This window comes from Chitinimonas koreensis (assembly GCF_014353015.1).
Classification (GTDB): domain Bacteria; phylum Pseudomonadota; class Gammaproteobacteria; order Burkholderiales; family Chitinimonadaceae; genus Chitinimonas; species Chitinimonas koreensis.
In genome coordinates this window covers 766,032-780,990 of record NZ_CP060704.1, presented here as the reverse complement: position 1 = coordinate 780,990, position 14,959 = coordinate 766,032, and the positions used below count along the sequence as shown (strand labels likewise).

The following is a 14,959-nucleotide window of genomic DNA, read 5'->3' as shown; positions in this document are numbered from 1 at the left end:
GCGGCCGGTGGCCGCGGCCTTGTGGCTCACTTGTAGAAGAATTCCATCTGCACGCCGGCGAGCTCGATCACGTCGTGCGACTTGAGCTCCTCGGCCTGCACCCCGATCTGCTGGCCGTTGACCAGCGGCCGGCTCGGGCCTTCGACATGGGTGATGAAGTAGCCGGTGGGCCGCTTGGTGATGATGGCGACCTGCACGCCCGGCTTGCCGATCGAGGTCAGGTTCTTGACCAGGTCGAGCGACTTGCCGGCGTTGGCGCCGTTGAGCACCTTGATCGCGGCGGCGCGCTCGGCCGCAGGCGCCGGCTTGGGCTGCGACGGCGGCAGCTCGATCACCGTGTCGCCGGCCTGGAACGACATCGGCGCGGGCGCCGGTGCCGGGGCCGGCGCGGGGACGGCGCGGCCTGCTTGAGCGCGCCGGGCCGGATCACCATGGTCTTCTCGAAATCCTCGGCGCCCGGCGCCGCCTTGCTCGGCGCCTCGCTCAGGTACTTGAGCTTGTACTTGCCGATCTCGATCACGTCGGCGTCGTTGAGCAGCTGGCGCTTGACCGGCTGGCCGTTGACCAGCGTGCCGTTGGTGCTGTCGAGATCCTCGATGAAGGCGTCGCCGCCGATCACGGCCACCAGCGCGTGCTCGCCCGAGACCGCCAGGTTGTCGATCTGCAGGTCGTTGTGCGGCTTGCGCCCGATCTTCACTTCGCTGCGGTCGAGCTTGAAGTCGCGCAGCACCATGCCGTCCAGACTCAGAATCAGTTTTGCCATCGGTGTATGTCCTCGAATTATTCAGCGGCCGAGCCAGCCGAACAGCTTGCTCCACAAGCTGCGGACGGCTGCGAAGTCGCGGTTGACCCGGATCAGTATGACGGAGACATTGTCGCGTCCGCCATTGTCGTTGGCCATCTGTATCAATTGCTCGGCGGCGAGCGGCAGATTGCCGGTCAGCGTGGTCAGCACCAGCGCGATGTCCTCGTCGTCGACCATGTCGTTCAGCCCGTCCGAACAGATCAGGTAGAGATCGCCGACCTGCACCTCGTGATCGTTCAGTTCCGGGTCCAGCTGCGGGTCGATGCCGACCGCGCGGGTGACCAGGTTCTTGTTCTGGGAGCGCTTGGCTTCCTCGGGCGTGATCAGGCCACCGTCGAGCTGTTCCTGCAGGAGCGAATGGTCGCGCGTCAGCGCGACGAGTTCGCCCTGGCGCAGCCGGTACAGCCGCGAATCGCCGACGTGGGCGACCGTGAGGCGGTTGTCGTAGAACAGCGCGGTGACCAGCGTGGTGCCCATGCCGGCGCACTGCGGCTGGCTCTGGGCGGTCTGGAAGATCGCGAGATTGGCCTTCTCGATCTCCAGCCGCAGGATGCGGTGGGCGGCCGGCTTGCCGCTCATCGACTCGGGCAGGTGCGGCGCGACCACCTCGATCGCGGCCTTGATGCTCTGGCTCAGCAGCGTGGTGGCGATGCCGCTGGCGACTTCGCCGGCGTTGTAGCCGCCCATGCCGTCGGCCAGGATGGCCAGGCCGGCATCGGCGTCGTAGGCGATGGCGTCCTCGTTGTGGCCGCGCACCATGCCGGCATCGGTCAGGCCGTGGATCTCGAGCGCGTGGGCGAGGGTCTTCATGCGGTCCGACCTTTCACCGTGGCGGCGGCCTGCCGGATCGCGTCGGCGAATTCCTGGCCGGTCTGGAAGCGTTCGTCGGCGTTCTTCTTCAGCGCCTTGTCGATGACCGCCACCAGCGCGTCGGGCAGGTTCGGGTTCAGTTCCTTCGGATTGCGGTAGGGCTCGTTGGCGATGCGGTACATCAGCTCGGCCATCGACTCGCCCTGGAAGGGCAGCATGCCCACGCTCATCTGGTACAGCATCACGCCGAGGCTGAACAGGTCGGAACGGCCGTCGATCTTCTTGCCGCTCAACTGCTCGGGCGACATGTAGCTCGGCGTGCCCAGCACCATGCCGGTCTTGGTCTTGCTCGAATCGGTGATGCGCGCGATGCCGAAGTCGGTGACCTTGACCACCTTGCTGTCGTGCTCGTACATGATGTTGGCCGGCTTGATGTCGCGGTGGGCGACGTGCTGGCGGTGCGCGTAGTCGAGCGCCTCGGCGGTCTGCACCGCGATGTGCATCACTTCCATCACCGGCAAGAGCTGGCCCGGCTTGGTGTGCGGCGCCAGGTCCTTGCCCTTGAGGAATTCCATCGCGATATAGGCCAGGTCGTGCTCCTCGCCGGCGTCGTAGATGGTGACGATGTTCGGATGGTTGAGGCGGCCGGCCGTCTCGGCCTCGCGGAAGAAGCGGGTACGCGCCTCCTCGAGCTCGTCGGCCTCGAATTCCTGGCTCAGCGCCATGGTCTTGATCGCCACCACGCGGCCGATCTTCGGATCGCGGCCCAGATAGACCACGCCCATGGCGCCCTTGCCCAGCTCCTTCTCGACCTGGTAGCGGCCCAGCATCGGCTTCTCAACCGCGCCGCCGTCGAGGATCAGCGTGCTGGCGTTGCCGCGGTTGCCGCCGCCGCCGAGGATCACCGTCTCGGCCATCTGCTTGGCTCGGCTCAGCTTCTGCTCGAGATCCTTGAACTTGGGGTTGTGGCCGGCCATGTGGCGATAGACCGACTCGGCCTTGTTGAACTGGCGCTTGCGCTCGAAATCGAGCGCCAGGTTGTACAGCGTGTCCATCATGGTGTCGTCCATCGGCACCTTGCGGAACTTGTCGAAGGCCATGTCCAGCTGGCCCTGGCCCTGGAACGCCAGGCCCAGCATGCGGTTCGACTCGGCGGCCGACAGCTCGGACGCCTCCTTGCCGCGCTCGGTGACCAGGAAGCGCTTGGTGGTCAGCACCAGGTGGCCGACCAGCAGCAGCGCCGCCGGCGTCATCAGCTGCAGCCACAGCAGCTTGCCGACCAGGAAGCCGAACTGGATGCCGACCAGCAGCACGAACAGCAGCGCGGTGACGCTGGCCGCCTGGCCGGCGCTGAGCCGCGGCAGCAGCGCGATCAGGTAGGCCGCGACCAGCAGCGACAGCGCGAGCTGCAGCCACGGCGCCCAGCCCGGCGAGCTGTAGTAGTCCTGCTGCAGGATGCTGGAGACGTTGTGCGCCAGCATCATCACCGGCGAGTAGCCGCTGCCGACCGGGGTGGTGAAGGAGGTGCCGAGGCCGGGGGCGACCGGCCCGATCAGCACGATCTTGTCGCGGTACTTGTCGGCCGGCACCTTGTCGTTCAGCACGTCGAAGAAGGAATCGGGCTGGAAGGCCAGCTTGCCGTCGCGGTCCGGGTAGTAGTAGGTCAGCATCAGCGAATCGGCGTCGGACCGGATCGTCAGGCCGCCGAGCGCGACCTTGTCGCCGAACTGCACCGCGACCTGCTTGGGCGGCAGGTTCAGGCTCTGCGCCGCGATGCGCAGCGCCAGCGAGGGATAGAGCTGGTCGTAGTAGCGCACCGCCAGCGCCTCGGACCGCACCACGCCGTCGGCCGCGTCGGGCAGCGTGACCAGGTGGCCGATGCCGGCCACCTTGGCGCCGATGCGCTCGATCGGCGCCACCATGCGCTGGGTCGGCAGCGGCAGGCCGCCGGACGGGTCGCCGGTCGCCTGCACCTCGTTGCGGCGCACGTAGTCGGGCGTCTCGTGGTCGGGGTTGCCCTGCGGGTCGCCCAGGTCAAGCAGCATCGGCACCACCACGTTGCCGGCGCGGGCGATGCTGGCGGCCAGCTGGGCGTCGAAATCGAGCTTGCGGGCGGCGTCCTCCAGCAGCGCGCCGAACTGGTCGCGCGGGGCCGGAGCCGGCGGCTCGGCGGCCGCCTCGCCTTCGGCGGCGGGTTCGGCCGGCGCATCCGCGGCCGGCGCCGCGGCATGCTGCTTGCGGTAGAGGTCGAGCAGCTGCTTGATATAGCCCGCGCCCTTGTCTTCCTGCGCCTCGGTGAACAGCACCGTGCTGGCGATCACCTTGGGCTTGGCGGCCGCCAGCTTGTCGATCAGGCGGGCGTGGACATCGCGCGACCAAGGCCAGCGACCGATGTTGTCGAGGCTCTGCTGGTCGACGCCGATCACCGCGATGCGGTCGCTCGGCGCACGATGGGTCAGGCCGGCGCCGGTGTCGTAGGCCTTGCGCTCCAGGGCGGCCAGCAGATTGGTGCTGAGGCTCGCCACGGTGAACACGACGACGACGACCAGGCCGACGAACCAGTCGGCTTTCCAGAAGGCGGATTTCAAATTGTTCTCTCCCTACCCGGGATGCTTTACGGGTTGTTGGAAGATTAGATGGCGATGCCGCGCAACGCCAGCGTGGATGCGGTTTCCCGGTCGGAAAAAGTTGGCTTGCGTGGCGCCTGATTGCAACTTCGAACGTCGAATCACGACCTGGTGCAGCACAGGCCCCGGGGAACCCGGCGCTGGCCGTCCGTGAAGGCTCGAACGACGGCGGCCTCCGATCGAGCCCTCTCCCTCCGCCCCGCCGCCGCGGGGAAGCTCGCTGACGCTCGACAGCGCCCCGGGGCAACCGCCCGTGATTCAGCCACCCGACCTCATTCAGACGTTGAATTGCGAATGAGTGCGGGCAAGCCTGGGCAACGGACGCTGGACGCCCGAGAAAGCCCAAGGGCATGTCCCGCCATGGGGGCGTCCGCCAAGGCTCCGGCAGCGTCTTGGATCAGGCCGGGCATTCGATTCAGCTGCTCGAGCCGCGGCAAACGCCGGACGCCGTCAGCCGGCCCGGCCGAGGAAGGACAGGATGGCCGCCTTCTTGCGGAACTCGCGCCAGGCATCGGGGTGGTATTCCTCGAGGTGGCGGTGGTCGCGCCGCCAGCCGAACAGCTCGAAGGCACGCCGCGCCAGCGCCAGCGGCATCGGCTGGAATTCCGACAGGCCGACCATCAGCTCAGCCTCGAACAGGTGGCGCACATCGACGTTGACCAGCAGCTCGCTCTCGACCAGCTGCTCGAGTTCGGCCACCGCCTGGGCCTCGCTGCCGTCCTCCGACAGGTCGAGCAGGCGGTCGACCGAGACCAGCGCGTCGGCCTCCTTGAGACGCAGCTTCAGCCATTCGACCGTCTTCGGGTCCTTCTCGGCCAGCCAGTTGCCCGGCTCGACCCAGCCGAACAGCGTGCAGGCGGCGCGCAGGAAATCGTCGTGGTTGGCGGCGATGTCGCAGCACACCCACAGCATGCCGTCCTCGAACAGCTGCCACACCAGCGGATCGCGCGCGGCCGGGTCGCGCAGCGCGTAGGCGTCGAGCAGCGCGTCGAGCTCGGCCATCGCCTCCTCCGCCGTGCCCTGTTCGTTGAGGTCGGCCAGCTTCTCGATGCGCGGCCTGAGTTCGGCCTCGATCGCGACTTCGCGCGGATCGCGCTCGGCGTCGTCCGCCTCGGCGCCTTCTCCCTTGCCGCGCAGCTCGTCGGCCGCCCACAGCGCGGCTTCGAAGGCATCGCGCAGGCGCTGGAAGGCGTCCGGGTCGTCCTCGGGCCGGGTGGTCTTGAGCAGCTTGGCGTAGGCGCGCTTCACCTCGCGCTCGTCGGCGGTGGCGGCGATGCCGAGGATGTGCCAGCAGGCGTTGCGGTCCATGGTTGGGTTCTCTGTGGAAACACCGGCCCTCAATGGGTACCGGAGACAATACGGAGCAGCGCCGCGGCGAACCAGATCAGCCACCACCAGCGGAAGATCGACCCTCCGCCGGCCAGCGGGTCGGACGGGGCAGGCTGCTTGCGATAACGGTAAAACACGAACACCGAGCCATAGGTGGCGACCAGCAGGCCGAATGCCGATCGGCCCTTGCCCAGCGCCAGCATATCGTCGAGCGGCCCGGCCAGCAGCAGCGCCGCCACCAGGCAGGCGACCAGGCCGGTCACCGGCCGGAAACCGCGTCGCATGGCCTGATCGAGCGCCGGCCAGCGGCTGCGGCCGGTCTCGAGCACGCGTAGCCAGGCCTGCTGGACGAGGCTGCCGGCAAGCAGCGCCACCGGCACCACGGCCAGGCAGAGCAGCATGGACAGGCCGGGGCCGATCCCCGTCGCGCGCGCCAGCAGTCCGCCGCCGGCCAGGGCCAGGACGCAGCACAGCACGACGGCGAGCGGATTGCCGCTCCAGACGCTCGCCCGCGGTCGGCTCCACCAGGCGAGCGCCTCGGCCGGCAGGCGCGCATGCAGCTCGGGCAGGTGTTCGGCGATCTCGGCCAGCGTCTGCCGCACCGACTGCTGGAACGGCCAGGACAGCGACCACCAGCGGCGGCGCCACGGTCCGGGCCGGCCCATGAGGCTGGCGAAGACCCGGTGGTCGTATTGCGAGGAGCCGGGCTGGGCGGAATCGGCCAGGCGCTGCCAGCGTTGCCAGCGCTGTTCGAGTTCGAGCTGCCGGCACAGCCACTGCGACGCGCCGCGCCCGTTCGGCGCCGGCGTGCCGTCGACGTCGAGCCAGCCGGCCCAGTCGGCCAGCCGGGTCATGTAGTCGAGGTCGGGTCGCCAGTCGGCGTGCTGGTGGAACTGCTGGACCAGCAGCTCGGCCATCTCCTGGCGGGCGGCCGGATCGCGCCAGGCCGGTTCGGCGCCGAACTGCCGGAACAGCTCGATCCGTGCGTGCTCCGAGCCGTTGCGGTCACCGTCATCCAGCGCCTGCAGCATGCGGCGGGCGCAGACCTGGTAGATCCGCGCGCGAGCGCTGCCCAGCCATTCCTGCGGCCAGCCGCTCCAGTCGCGCTCCAGCTCGAACCAGCCATGCTCGACCGTCGCCGCCAGCAACGCGTCCACCTCGAGTTCGGGCGCATGCGCGACCCAGTTCAGCGCCTCCATGCCGAGCTGCAGCGCACCCGGATCGGCCTCGGGATAGCGCTCGATCAATGCCAGCTGCAGGCAGACCATGACCGCGTCGAAGGGGATGCCGGGGCGCGGCGCGCCGGCGGCGGTCCGCCAGTCGGCCCAGTCGGCGATCGCCGCGGCCAGCCCGGGCTGCGGCGGCTGATGGCCGCGCAGGCGATGCGCCAGCACCTGCTTGAACAGCTCGCGCGCGTCGAGCGGCTCCCAGCGCGACTGCCGCGCGATCAGGCCGAAGCGCTCGACCGCGCGCGGCTCGCCGGCGGCCAGCGCATCCCAGATCAGGCCGGCGGCCTGGTTGGCCTGGATGAAATGGACCCGCGTGCGCACCCGCGCCAGCAGTTCGGCCTGCGCGGCCGAGCTGCCCGGCGGCATCGTCAGCCAGCCGTACTGCTCGGCGTATTGCAGCACCTCTTCGTCGGGCAGCGCGGCGTCGTGGGCGGCGCGCTGCAGCCGCTCGGCGGCCAGCCGGCTGCCCGGCGGCTCGGCGCTGTCGCGCCAGAACACGGTGCGCACGGCCGGCGCGTCGTCCGGGGCAGGTTCCACCATGGCGGGCGCCGCCTGCGGCGCCTGCCCGGCGGGTTCGATGATGCTTGCGATGGAAGCGGTCGCCGCGGGATCGGTCGCCGGCAGGCCGGCCGCCGGGCCATCCGCCGTCGCATCGGCGGCCCGCGGAGCGCCGCCCGCCGGCTCATCGGCCGCCGCGTCCGGATCGGCCATCGTCCCGGCCGGCTGCCGGCTCAGCCACAGCGCGCGCTCGTAGGCCTCGCGCAGCCGCACGAACCCCGCGGCGTCGTCCTCGGGCCGGGTCGTCTTCAGCCGCGCCGCGTAGGCGCGCCGGATGGCGCGCTCGTCGCGGGTCGCGGCGATGCCGAGCTCGTCCCAGGGCATGGCTCGAGCGGCCGGCCTACAGCCAGCCTTCTCCCTCGATCTCGTCGAGCAGCTTCTTCAGCTCCTCGCGGCCCTTGGCGATCGCCTCCTCGTCCTGCTGCTCGAGCAGCGCCTGGAACTGGGCGGTCGCCTGCGATACCCACTGGCGCTCGTCGCCGAGCGTCTGCTGGAACAGCCGGTCGGCCCGCGCCAGCAGTTGGGCGTTGGGCAACAGCTCGCGCGGATGGGTCTTGAGCTTGGCCAGCGCGGCGAGCTTCTCCTCGATCTGCTCGGGCGTCAGCACGCCGGGGTTCTCCTCGATGATCAGGCGGTGCTTCTCGCCGGTCTCGCTCACCGTCATCTCGGCTTCGAGCAGGCCGTTGACGTCGTAGGTGAAGCGGATCGACACGCTGACCTGGCCGGCCGGCTTGGCCGGCACCGGGATGGTGATCTCGCCGAGGAAGATGTTGTCCTTGACCAGCCGGCTCTCGCCCTGGAACACGCTGACGTGCAGCGCCGCCTGGTTGTCGACGATGGTGTTGACGGTCTGCTCGCGCGAGATCGGCACCACCGAGTTGCGCTCGATGATCGGCAGGTAGAAGCCCGGCTGGAAGCGGCCCGGGCCGATCTGTTCGCTGACCTCGACGCCGAGCGTGTAGGGGCAGACATCGGTCATCACCACTTCGTCGAGCGTGACGTCGCGCGACTTGAGGCCGGCCATCACGGCGGCGCCCATCGCCACCACCTCGTCGGGGTTGATGTTCATCGCCGGCAGCCGGCCGAACAGCTTGGCCACCAGCTTGCGCACCATCGGCATGCGGGTGGCGCCGCCGGCCAGCACGATCTGGTCGAGGTCGATCGCCTTGAGGCGCGCGTCGCGCAGCGCCTTCTCGATCGGCTCGCGCAGGCGCTTGAGCAGCGGTTCGCACAGCTTCTGGAATTCGGCGTCGCTGATCGCCCAGCTCAGCGTCTCGCCGCCGTGCAGCACTTCCATGGTCACGCTCTCGCCGCCGGTCAGCGCGCGCTTGGCCTGCTCGGCCTGCTTGCGCAGCGCCTGGTAGACCGCCGGGGTGGCCTGCTTGTCGGCCAGGCCGTGCCGCTTGCCGACCGCGTCGACGAAGCCGTCGATCAGCGCCTCGCTGAAATCCTCGCCGCCGAGGAAGTTGTCGCCGGCGCTGGCGCGCACTTCCATCACGCCCTCGAACAATTCCAGGATCGAGATGTCGAACGTGCCGCCGCCGAGGTCGAACACCAGGAAACGGCTTTCCGGCTCGCCCTGGTGCAGGCCGTAGGCCAGCGCCGCGGCGGTCGGCTCGTTGACCAGCCGCTCGACCTTGAGGCCGGCGAGCTGGCCGGCGATCTTGGTGGCCTTGCGCTGGGCGTCGCTGAAGTAGGCCGGCACGGTGATGACGGCTTCCTCGACCGGCTCGCCGAGGAAGCGCTCGGCGTCTTCCTTGAGCGACTTGAGCACCAGCGCCGACAGCTCTTCGGGCCGGAAGCGCTGGCGGCCCAGCGCGGTCTCGCGGTCCGAGCCCATGTAGCGCTTGAACACCGAGGTGGTGAGGTGGGGATGGGTGATCAGCCGCTCGCGCGCGGCGAGGCCGACCAGCACGGCGCCGTCGTCGTCGAGGCCGACCACCGAGGGCGTGAGGTTATGGCCGAGCGCGTTGGGAACGATGTGGGCGCGGCCGTCGCGCCAGATGGCGACGAGGCTGTTGGTGGTGCCGAGGTCGATACCGATGATCATGGGCATGCCGCTTGAGGGCGATCGTTGGAATGGGAAAGCCGCCATTTTACGTCAGAGGGCGAATCCGGCTGTAGCGGCCTCGCGGCGGAGGGACCGGATACACTTGTTCGCCAAAATTGAATGAGCTCGTGAAAAACATCCGCTATCGCATGGCGGAACTCGCATGAATAATGCGACTCAAGGCACGAAACGATTCACAAAGCGAAACATCGCTCGATCCTTAGGGGGATTTCATGACCGCCGTTCAGAAATACACGCTGCCCGCCCGCCTGCTGCACTGGCTGGTCGCGCTCGGCATCATTGCGGCCTTCGCGCTGGCGCTGTCGTTCGACGACATGCCGCTGAGCCCGGGCAAGCTCAAGCTGATCAACTACCACAAGTGGATCGGCATCACCGTGCTGGGCCTGGCCGCGCTGCGGCTGCTGTGGCGGCTCGGCCACCGGCCGCCGGCGCTGCCGGCCCACATGGCGGCGTGGGAGAAGCTGGCGGCGCACGCCGGCCATGCGTTGCTCTATCTATTGATGTTCGGCGTGCCGCTGGGCGGCTGGCTGTACTCGTCGGCCAAGGGCTACCCGGTGGTCTGGCTCGGCCTGGTCCCGCTGCCCAACCTGATGGACAAGAACGAGGCGCTGGCCGGCACGCTGAAGACCCTGCACATGCTGGGCGGCTGGAGCGTGATCGCGCTCGCCGTGCTGCATGCGGCCGCCGCGCTCAAGCATCACTTCATCGACCGCGACGACGTGCTCCGACGCATGGTCTAGCCGCATCCAGCCGTATTTAGCCGCATCGAAATACCGTAAGCAGAAGAACACTCGCCGCCCGCCGGGCGGCGGCCCCGGAATCCCAAGGAGCAGAACCCGCCATGAAACAATACGCATTCCTGTTCGCGACGCTGGCCGCGGCCGGCCTGGGCCAGGCCCACGCGACGCCGGTCGACGCGGCCAAGAGCTCGGTGAAGTTCGTCTTCACCCAGATGAACGTGCCGGTCGAAGGCCAGTTCAAGAAGTTCAGCGCCGACATCGCCTTCGACGCCGCCAAGCCGGAGACCGGCAAGGTCGCGATCGCGGTCGAGCTGGCCGCCACCGACGCCGGTTCCGGCGACGCCAACCAGGCGGTGCAGATGAAGGAGTGGTTCGATACCGCGCGCTTCCCCAAGGCGACCTTCAGCGCGACCCAGTTCAAGCCGAACGGCGCCGGCAAGTTCATCGCCACCGGCCAGTTCGGCCTCAAGGGCCGCACCGCCGCGCTCAACGTGCCGTTCACGGTGCGCCCGGACGCCGGCGGCCAGTGGTTCGAAGGCAGTTTCCCGTTGTCGCGCCTCGCCTGGAAGGTCGGCGAGGGCGAATGGGCCGACGTCGGCGCAGTGGCCGATGCGGTGCAGGTGAAGTTCAAGCTGTACGTACCGAAGTAAAACCGTGAAACGTGAAAGGTGATTCGCCGCTGCGCGGCTCGGTGAAACGTACGCGGTGCAGCCGCAACGCAACGCCGGCCGAAGGCTGCACCACATTTCACGTTTCACTTTTCACATTTCACGCCGTCTTCCACACCTCACACACCGTCCATCAAAGGATTCCCATGCATACCAAACTGCTCGCCACCCTGATCGCCGCCGGCCTGTCGGCCGCTTCCTTCGCCGCCACCGAGAAGTTCGTGCTGGACGAAACCCACACCTACCCGAGCTTCGAGGTGAACCACCTCGGCTTCTCGATCACCCGCGGCTTCTTCAAGGAAACCGCCGGCACGCTCGAGCTCGACCGCGCAGCCAAGAGCGGCAAGCTCGAGGCCACGATCAAGACCACCTCGCTCGAGACCGGCTTCGGCAAGCGCGACGAACACCTCAAGGGCAAGGATTTCTTCGACGTCGCCCAATTCCCGACCGCGCAGGTCAAGGCCGACAAGTTCAGCTTCGACGGCGACAAGCCGGTCAAGGCCGAAGGCACGCTGACCCTCCTGGGCGTGACCAAGCCGGTGACGCTGAACATCCAGCCGCTCAAGTGCGACCTGCGCATGGGCAAGGATTTCGTCTGCGGCGCCGACGTGACCACCACCATCAAGCGCAGCGACTGGGGCATGAAGGCCTACGTGCCCTTCGTCGGCGACGACGTGAAGATCGTGGTGCAGGTCGAGGCCGTGAAGCAGAAGTAAGCTGGGCGGCCGGCGCGACCGGCCGGTGCAAAACAAAAAGCGAGCCGATCGGCTCGCTTTTTGTTTTGCGCTGTCTTTGCTGGCTCGGGTCTCACTGTGCCGAGGTCGTCCTGGCGAATGATTCACCGCAGAGGACGCGGAGGACGCAGAGGCAAGCTTGCTCGCCGTGGCTTTCCTCCCTGTCCTCCGCGTCCTCTGCGGTGACAGCCTTGCCGCCAGTGTTACCGGCTAGATTGAGTAATCTTCGGCGAACACCCGAGCCGAGCGCGGCCGGATGTAGACCTGCTCGCCGCTGGCGTAGCGCTTGCCGGCATAGGCCTCGCGGCTCAGCTCGGCCTCGACCGGGTCGCCGTTGTCCAGGCTCAGCTCGAGCCGCACCACCGAGCCGATCGCACGCACGTGGTCGACCTTGGCCGCCAGCGTCTGCGGCGCCGGCTCGCGCAGCAGCTCGATGTCGTGCGGACGCACGTAGGCGACCGCGCTGCCGGCGCTGACCGGGTGCTCGCCGACCTGGGCGAAGCCGCCGTGCACGCGGCTGTGGAACAGGTTCACGTCGCCGAGGAACTGGTAGACGAAGGGCGTGGCCGGCGCGTCGTAGACCTGCTCCGGCGTGCCGATCTGCTCGATCCGGCCCTTGTTCATCACCACCACGCGGTCGGCCACCTCGAGCGCCTCTTCCTGGTCGTGGGTGACGAACACCGAGGTCACGTGCACCTCCTCGTGCAGGCGCTTGAGCCAGCGGCGCAGTTCCTTGCGCACCTTGGTGTCGAGCGCGCCGAACGGCTCGTCGAGCAGCAGCACCTTCGGCTCGACCGCCAGCGCGCGGGCCAGGGCGATGCGCTGGCGCTGGCCGCCCGACAGCTGGGCCGGGTAGCGGTCGGCCAGCCAGTCGAGCTGGACCAGGCCCAAGAGCTCGTGCACGCGGCGGCGGATCTCGGCCTCGTTCGGCCGGGTGTGCTTGGGCCGCACGCGCAGGCCGAAGGCGACGTTCTCGAACACCGTCATGTGGCGGAACAGCGCGTAGTGCTGGAACACGAAGCCGACCTGGCGCTCGCGCACATGGGTACCGGTGGCGTCCTCGCCGTGGAAGCGGATCTGGCCGGCGTCGGGCGTCTCCAGCCCGGCGATGATGCGCAAGAGCGTGGTCTTGCCGCAGCCCGAGGGGCCGAGCAGGGCCAGCAGCTCGCCGGTCTCGACCTTGAGATCGACGTTGTCGAGCGCGACGAAGTTGCCGAAGCGCTTGGCGATGGATTGGATTTCGATGCTCATCGGAAACCTCTTGTGTGTGAGGAGTGAGGCGTGAGGAGTGAGGTGCAACCCCATCCCCCTCCCTGCCTCCCCCTTGAAGGGGGAGGAGCCGTGCAGCGACGGCTCCACCGCCTGTGATCTTTCAGTCAACCGCAGCTAGCTCCCTCCCCTTCCAGGGGAGGGCCGGGGTGGGGATGGGGTCGACACCTCGTCCCCCACGCCTCACCCCTTACGCTTCACATTCCTTCCGCCGCCATCGCCCGCTCGGCCGCCATCGCCCGTTCCGCCTGCCACTCGACCCAGCTCTTGACGACCAGGGTGACCAGCGCCAGCAGCGCGAGGATGGAGGCCACCGCGAAGGAGGCGACGAAGTTGTACTCGTTGTAGAGAATCTCGACGTGCAGCGGGATGGTGTTGGTCAGGCCGCGGATATGGCCGCTGACCACGCTGACCGCGCCGAATTCGCCCATCGCCCGCGCATTGCACAGGATCACGCCGTACAACAGGCCCCACTTGATGTTGGGCAGGGTGATCTTCCAGAAGGTCTGCCAGCCGCTGGCGCCCAGCACCAGCGCGGCCTGCTCCTCCTCGGTGCCCTGCGCCTCCATCAGCGGGATCAGCTCGCGCGCCACGAACGGGAAGGTGACGAACACCGTGGCCAGCACGATGCCGGGCACCGCGAAGATGATCTTGACGCCGTGCTCCATCAGCCACGGCCCGAACCAGCCCTGGGCGCCGAACATCAGCACGTAGATCAGGCCGGCCACCACCGGGCTGACCGAGAACGGCAGGTCGATCAGCGTGATCAGGAGGCTCTTGCCCTTGAAGTCGAACTTGGCGATGGCCCAGGCGGCCGCCACGCCGAACACCAGGTTCAGCGGCACGGCGATGGCGGTGACGACGAAGGTGAGCTTGATCGCGGCCAGCGCGTCGGACTCGGCCAGCGCGGTCCAGTAGAGCGCCCAGCCCTTGCGCAGGGCCTCGGCGAACACCGCGAACAGCGGCAGCACCAGGAAGAAGCCTAGGAAGGCCAGCGCGCCGGCGATCAGCAGGCCGCGGATCCAGGCCGGCTCCTGCGTGGCGGCCGAACGGCGGGACAGGGTCAGGGTATGCATCGGGTCGCCCTCACTTGCGCATGCCGTGGCGGCGGCCGTGCCACCACTGGATCAGGTTGATGACGAAGATCAGGACGAAGGAGATGGCCAGCATCACGGTCGCGATCGCAGTGGCGCCGGCGTAGTCGTACTGCTCGAGCTTGCCGATGATCAGCAGCGGCACGATCTCGGACTCGAGCGGGATGTTGCCGGCGATGAAGATGACCGAGCCGTACTCGCCGATCGCGCGGGCGAAGGCCAGCGTGAAGCCGGTCAGCAGCGCCGGCAGCGCGGCCGGGAAGATCACCTTGCGGAAGGTCTGCCAGCGGTTGGCGCCGAGGCAGGCGGCGGCCTCCTCGAGCTCGGCCTCGAGATCCTGCAGCACCGGCTGCACGGTGCGCACCACGAAGGGCAGGCCGATGAAGGTCAGCGCCACCACCACGCCGAGCGGCTTGAAGGCGACCTGGATGCCGAGCGGCGCCAGGTACTGGCCGATCAGGCCGTTGGGTGCGTACAGCGTGGTCAGCGCGATGCCGGCCACCGCGGTGGGCAGGGCGAACGGCAGGTCGACCAGCGCGTCGATCAGCCGCTTGCCGGGAAACGGGTAGCGCACCAGCACCCAGGCGACCAGCAGGCCGGCGAACAGGTTGATGAGGGCCGCGATCAGGCTGGCGCCGAAGGTGAGCCGGTAGGCCGCCATCACGCGCTCGCCGGTCACCACCTGCCAGAAATGCGCCAGCGTCAGCTCGCTGGTCTTGAGCACCAGCGCCGACAGCGGCAGCAGCACGATCAGGCAGAGGTAGACGATGGTGTAGCCGAACGACAGGCCGAAGCCGGGGAGGACGCGGGGTTTCATCGTGAGAGGTGTGAGGCGTTAGGGGTGAGGGGGCGCGTGGGACGGGCAGAGAGGCACTCAGCGGCAGTGCCCGCGGGAACTGCGACTGCCCTGCCTCCGTGCTTCGTATCGAATGCCATGGCGTGATCGGGCAAAGGTATGCGTGGCAAGCACGGGCAATCGATTCACTGCCGCGCCTGCGAGGGCTTTTACCCCTCACACCTCACGC

At 68.5% G+C, this 14,959-nt stretch carries 13 protein-coding genes; 3 read left to right on the top strand and 10 right to left on the bottom strand.

All coding sequences use genetic code 11. The features are described from left to right. Positions 1 to 26: 26 nt before the first annotated feature. The 7 genes from H9L41_RS25470 to H9L41_RS03265 all read right to left on the bottom strand — a co-directional run bounded on the left by H9L41_RS25470 (position 27) and on the right by H9L41_RS03265 (position 9,408). Positions 27 to 359, bottom strand: a complete 333-nt coding sequence (locus tag H9L41_RS25470) for a hypothetical protein (protein ID WP_308419582.1) — start codon at positions 357 to 359, stop codon at positions 27 to 29. Further along, the gene (locus tag H9L41_RS25465; RefSeq protein ID WP_308419581.1) at positions 332 to 763 is read right to left on the bottom strand and encodes an FHA domain-containing protein; all 432 of its coding nucleotides are present in this window, start codon (positions 761 to 763) and stop codon (positions 332 to 334) included. The genes H9L41_RS25470 and H9L41_RS25465 overlap by 28 nt, the downstream gene beginning before the upstream one ends. Positions 764 to 784: 21 nt before the next feature. Continuing rightward, on the bottom strand, positions 785 to 1,615 hold the full coding sequence (locus tag H9L41_RS03285) for a Stp1/IreP family PP2C-type Ser/Thr phosphatase (protein ID WP_051318878.1): 831 nt from the start codon (positions 1,613 to 1,615) through the stop codon (positions 785 to 787). Then, the gene (locus tag H9L41_RS03280) at positions 1,612 to 4,203 is read right to left on the bottom strand and encodes a CHASE2 domain-containing serine/threonine-protein kinase (protein ID WP_028445639.1); all 2,592 of its coding nucleotides are present in this window, start codon (positions 4,201 to 4,203) and stop codon (positions 1,612 to 1,614) included. The genes H9L41_RS03285 and H9L41_RS03280 overlap by 4 nt, the downstream gene beginning before the upstream one ends. A 489-nt stretch (positions 4,204 to 4,692) precedes the next feature. Then, positions 4,693 to 5,550, bottom strand: a complete 858-nt coding sequence (locus H9L41_RS03275; protein WP_028445638.1) for a J domain-containing protein — start codon at positions 5,548 to 5,550, stop codon at positions 4,693 to 4,695. A 29-nt stretch (positions 5,551 to 5,579) separates the two neighbouring features. Further along, positions 5,580 to 7,682: a hypothetical protein gene (locus H9L41_RS03270; protein WP_028445637.1), complete on the bottom strand. Its 2,103-nt coding sequence runs from the start codon at positions 7,680 to 7,682 to the stop codon at positions 5,580 to 5,582. A 16-nt stretch (positions 7,683 to 7,698) separates the two neighbouring features. Beyond that, positions 7,699 to 9,408 carry an Hsp70 family protein gene (locus tag H9L41_RS03265; protein WP_028445636.1) on the bottom strand — a complete coding sequence of 570 codons (1,710 nt, stop codon included), beginning with the start codon at positions 9,406 to 9,408 and terminating at the stop codon, positions 7,699 to 7,701. A 233-nt stretch (positions 9,409 to 9,641) separates the two neighbouring features. Between H9L41_RS03265 and H9L41_RS03260 the strand changes: the two genes are divergently transcribed. From H9L41_RS03260 to H9L41_RS03250, 3 genes are all read left to right on the top strand, one after another. After that, positions 9,642 to 10,169, top strand: coding sequence for a cytochrome b (locus tag H9L41_RS03260; protein ID WP_028445635.1), 528 nt, complete (start codon positions 9,642 to 9,644; stop codon positions 10,167 to 10,169). 101 nt (positions 10,170 to 10,270) lie between these two features. Then, entirely contained in the window at positions 10,271 to 10,819 is a 549-nt protein-coding gene (locus H9L41_RS03255; RefSeq protein WP_028445634.1) for a YceI family protein, read from the top strand. Between the two features lie 164 nt (positions 10,820 to 10,983). After that, positions 10,984 to 11,553 (top strand): YceI family protein, encoded by a 570-nt coding sequence (locus H9L41_RS03250; RefSeq protein WP_028445633.1) that lies wholly within the window; start codon positions 10,984 to 10,986, stop codon positions 11,551 to 11,553. A 228-nt stretch (positions 11,554 to 11,781) separates the two neighbouring features. On the opposite strand, the gene H9L41_RS03245 is transcribed toward H9L41_RS03250, so the two are convergent. From H9L41_RS03245 to cysT, 3 genes are all read right to left on the bottom strand, one after another. After that, positions 11,782 to 12,822 (bottom strand): sulfate/molybdate ABC transporter ATP-binding protein, encoded by a 1,041-nt coding sequence (locus tag H9L41_RS03245; RefSeq protein WP_028445632.1) that lies wholly within the window; start codon positions 12,820 to 12,822, stop codon positions 11,782 to 11,784. A 215-nt stretch (positions 12,823 to 13,037) separates the two neighbouring features. Beyond that, the gene (gene cysW / locus H9L41_RS03240; protein ID WP_028445631.1) at positions 13,038 to 13,916 is read right to left on the bottom strand and encodes a sulfate ABC transporter permease subunit CysW; all 879 of its coding nucleotides are present in this window, start codon (positions 13,914 to 13,916) and stop codon (positions 13,038 to 13,040) included. 10 nt (positions 13,917 to 13,926) lie between these two features. Next, on the bottom strand, positions 13,927 to 14,751 hold the full coding sequence (gene cysT, locus H9L41_RS03235) for a sulfate ABC transporter permease subunit CysT (RefSeq protein WP_028445630.1): 825 nt from the start codon (positions 14,749 to 14,751) through the stop codon (positions 13,927 to 13,929). Positions 14,752 to 14,959: the final 208 nt, after the last annotated feature.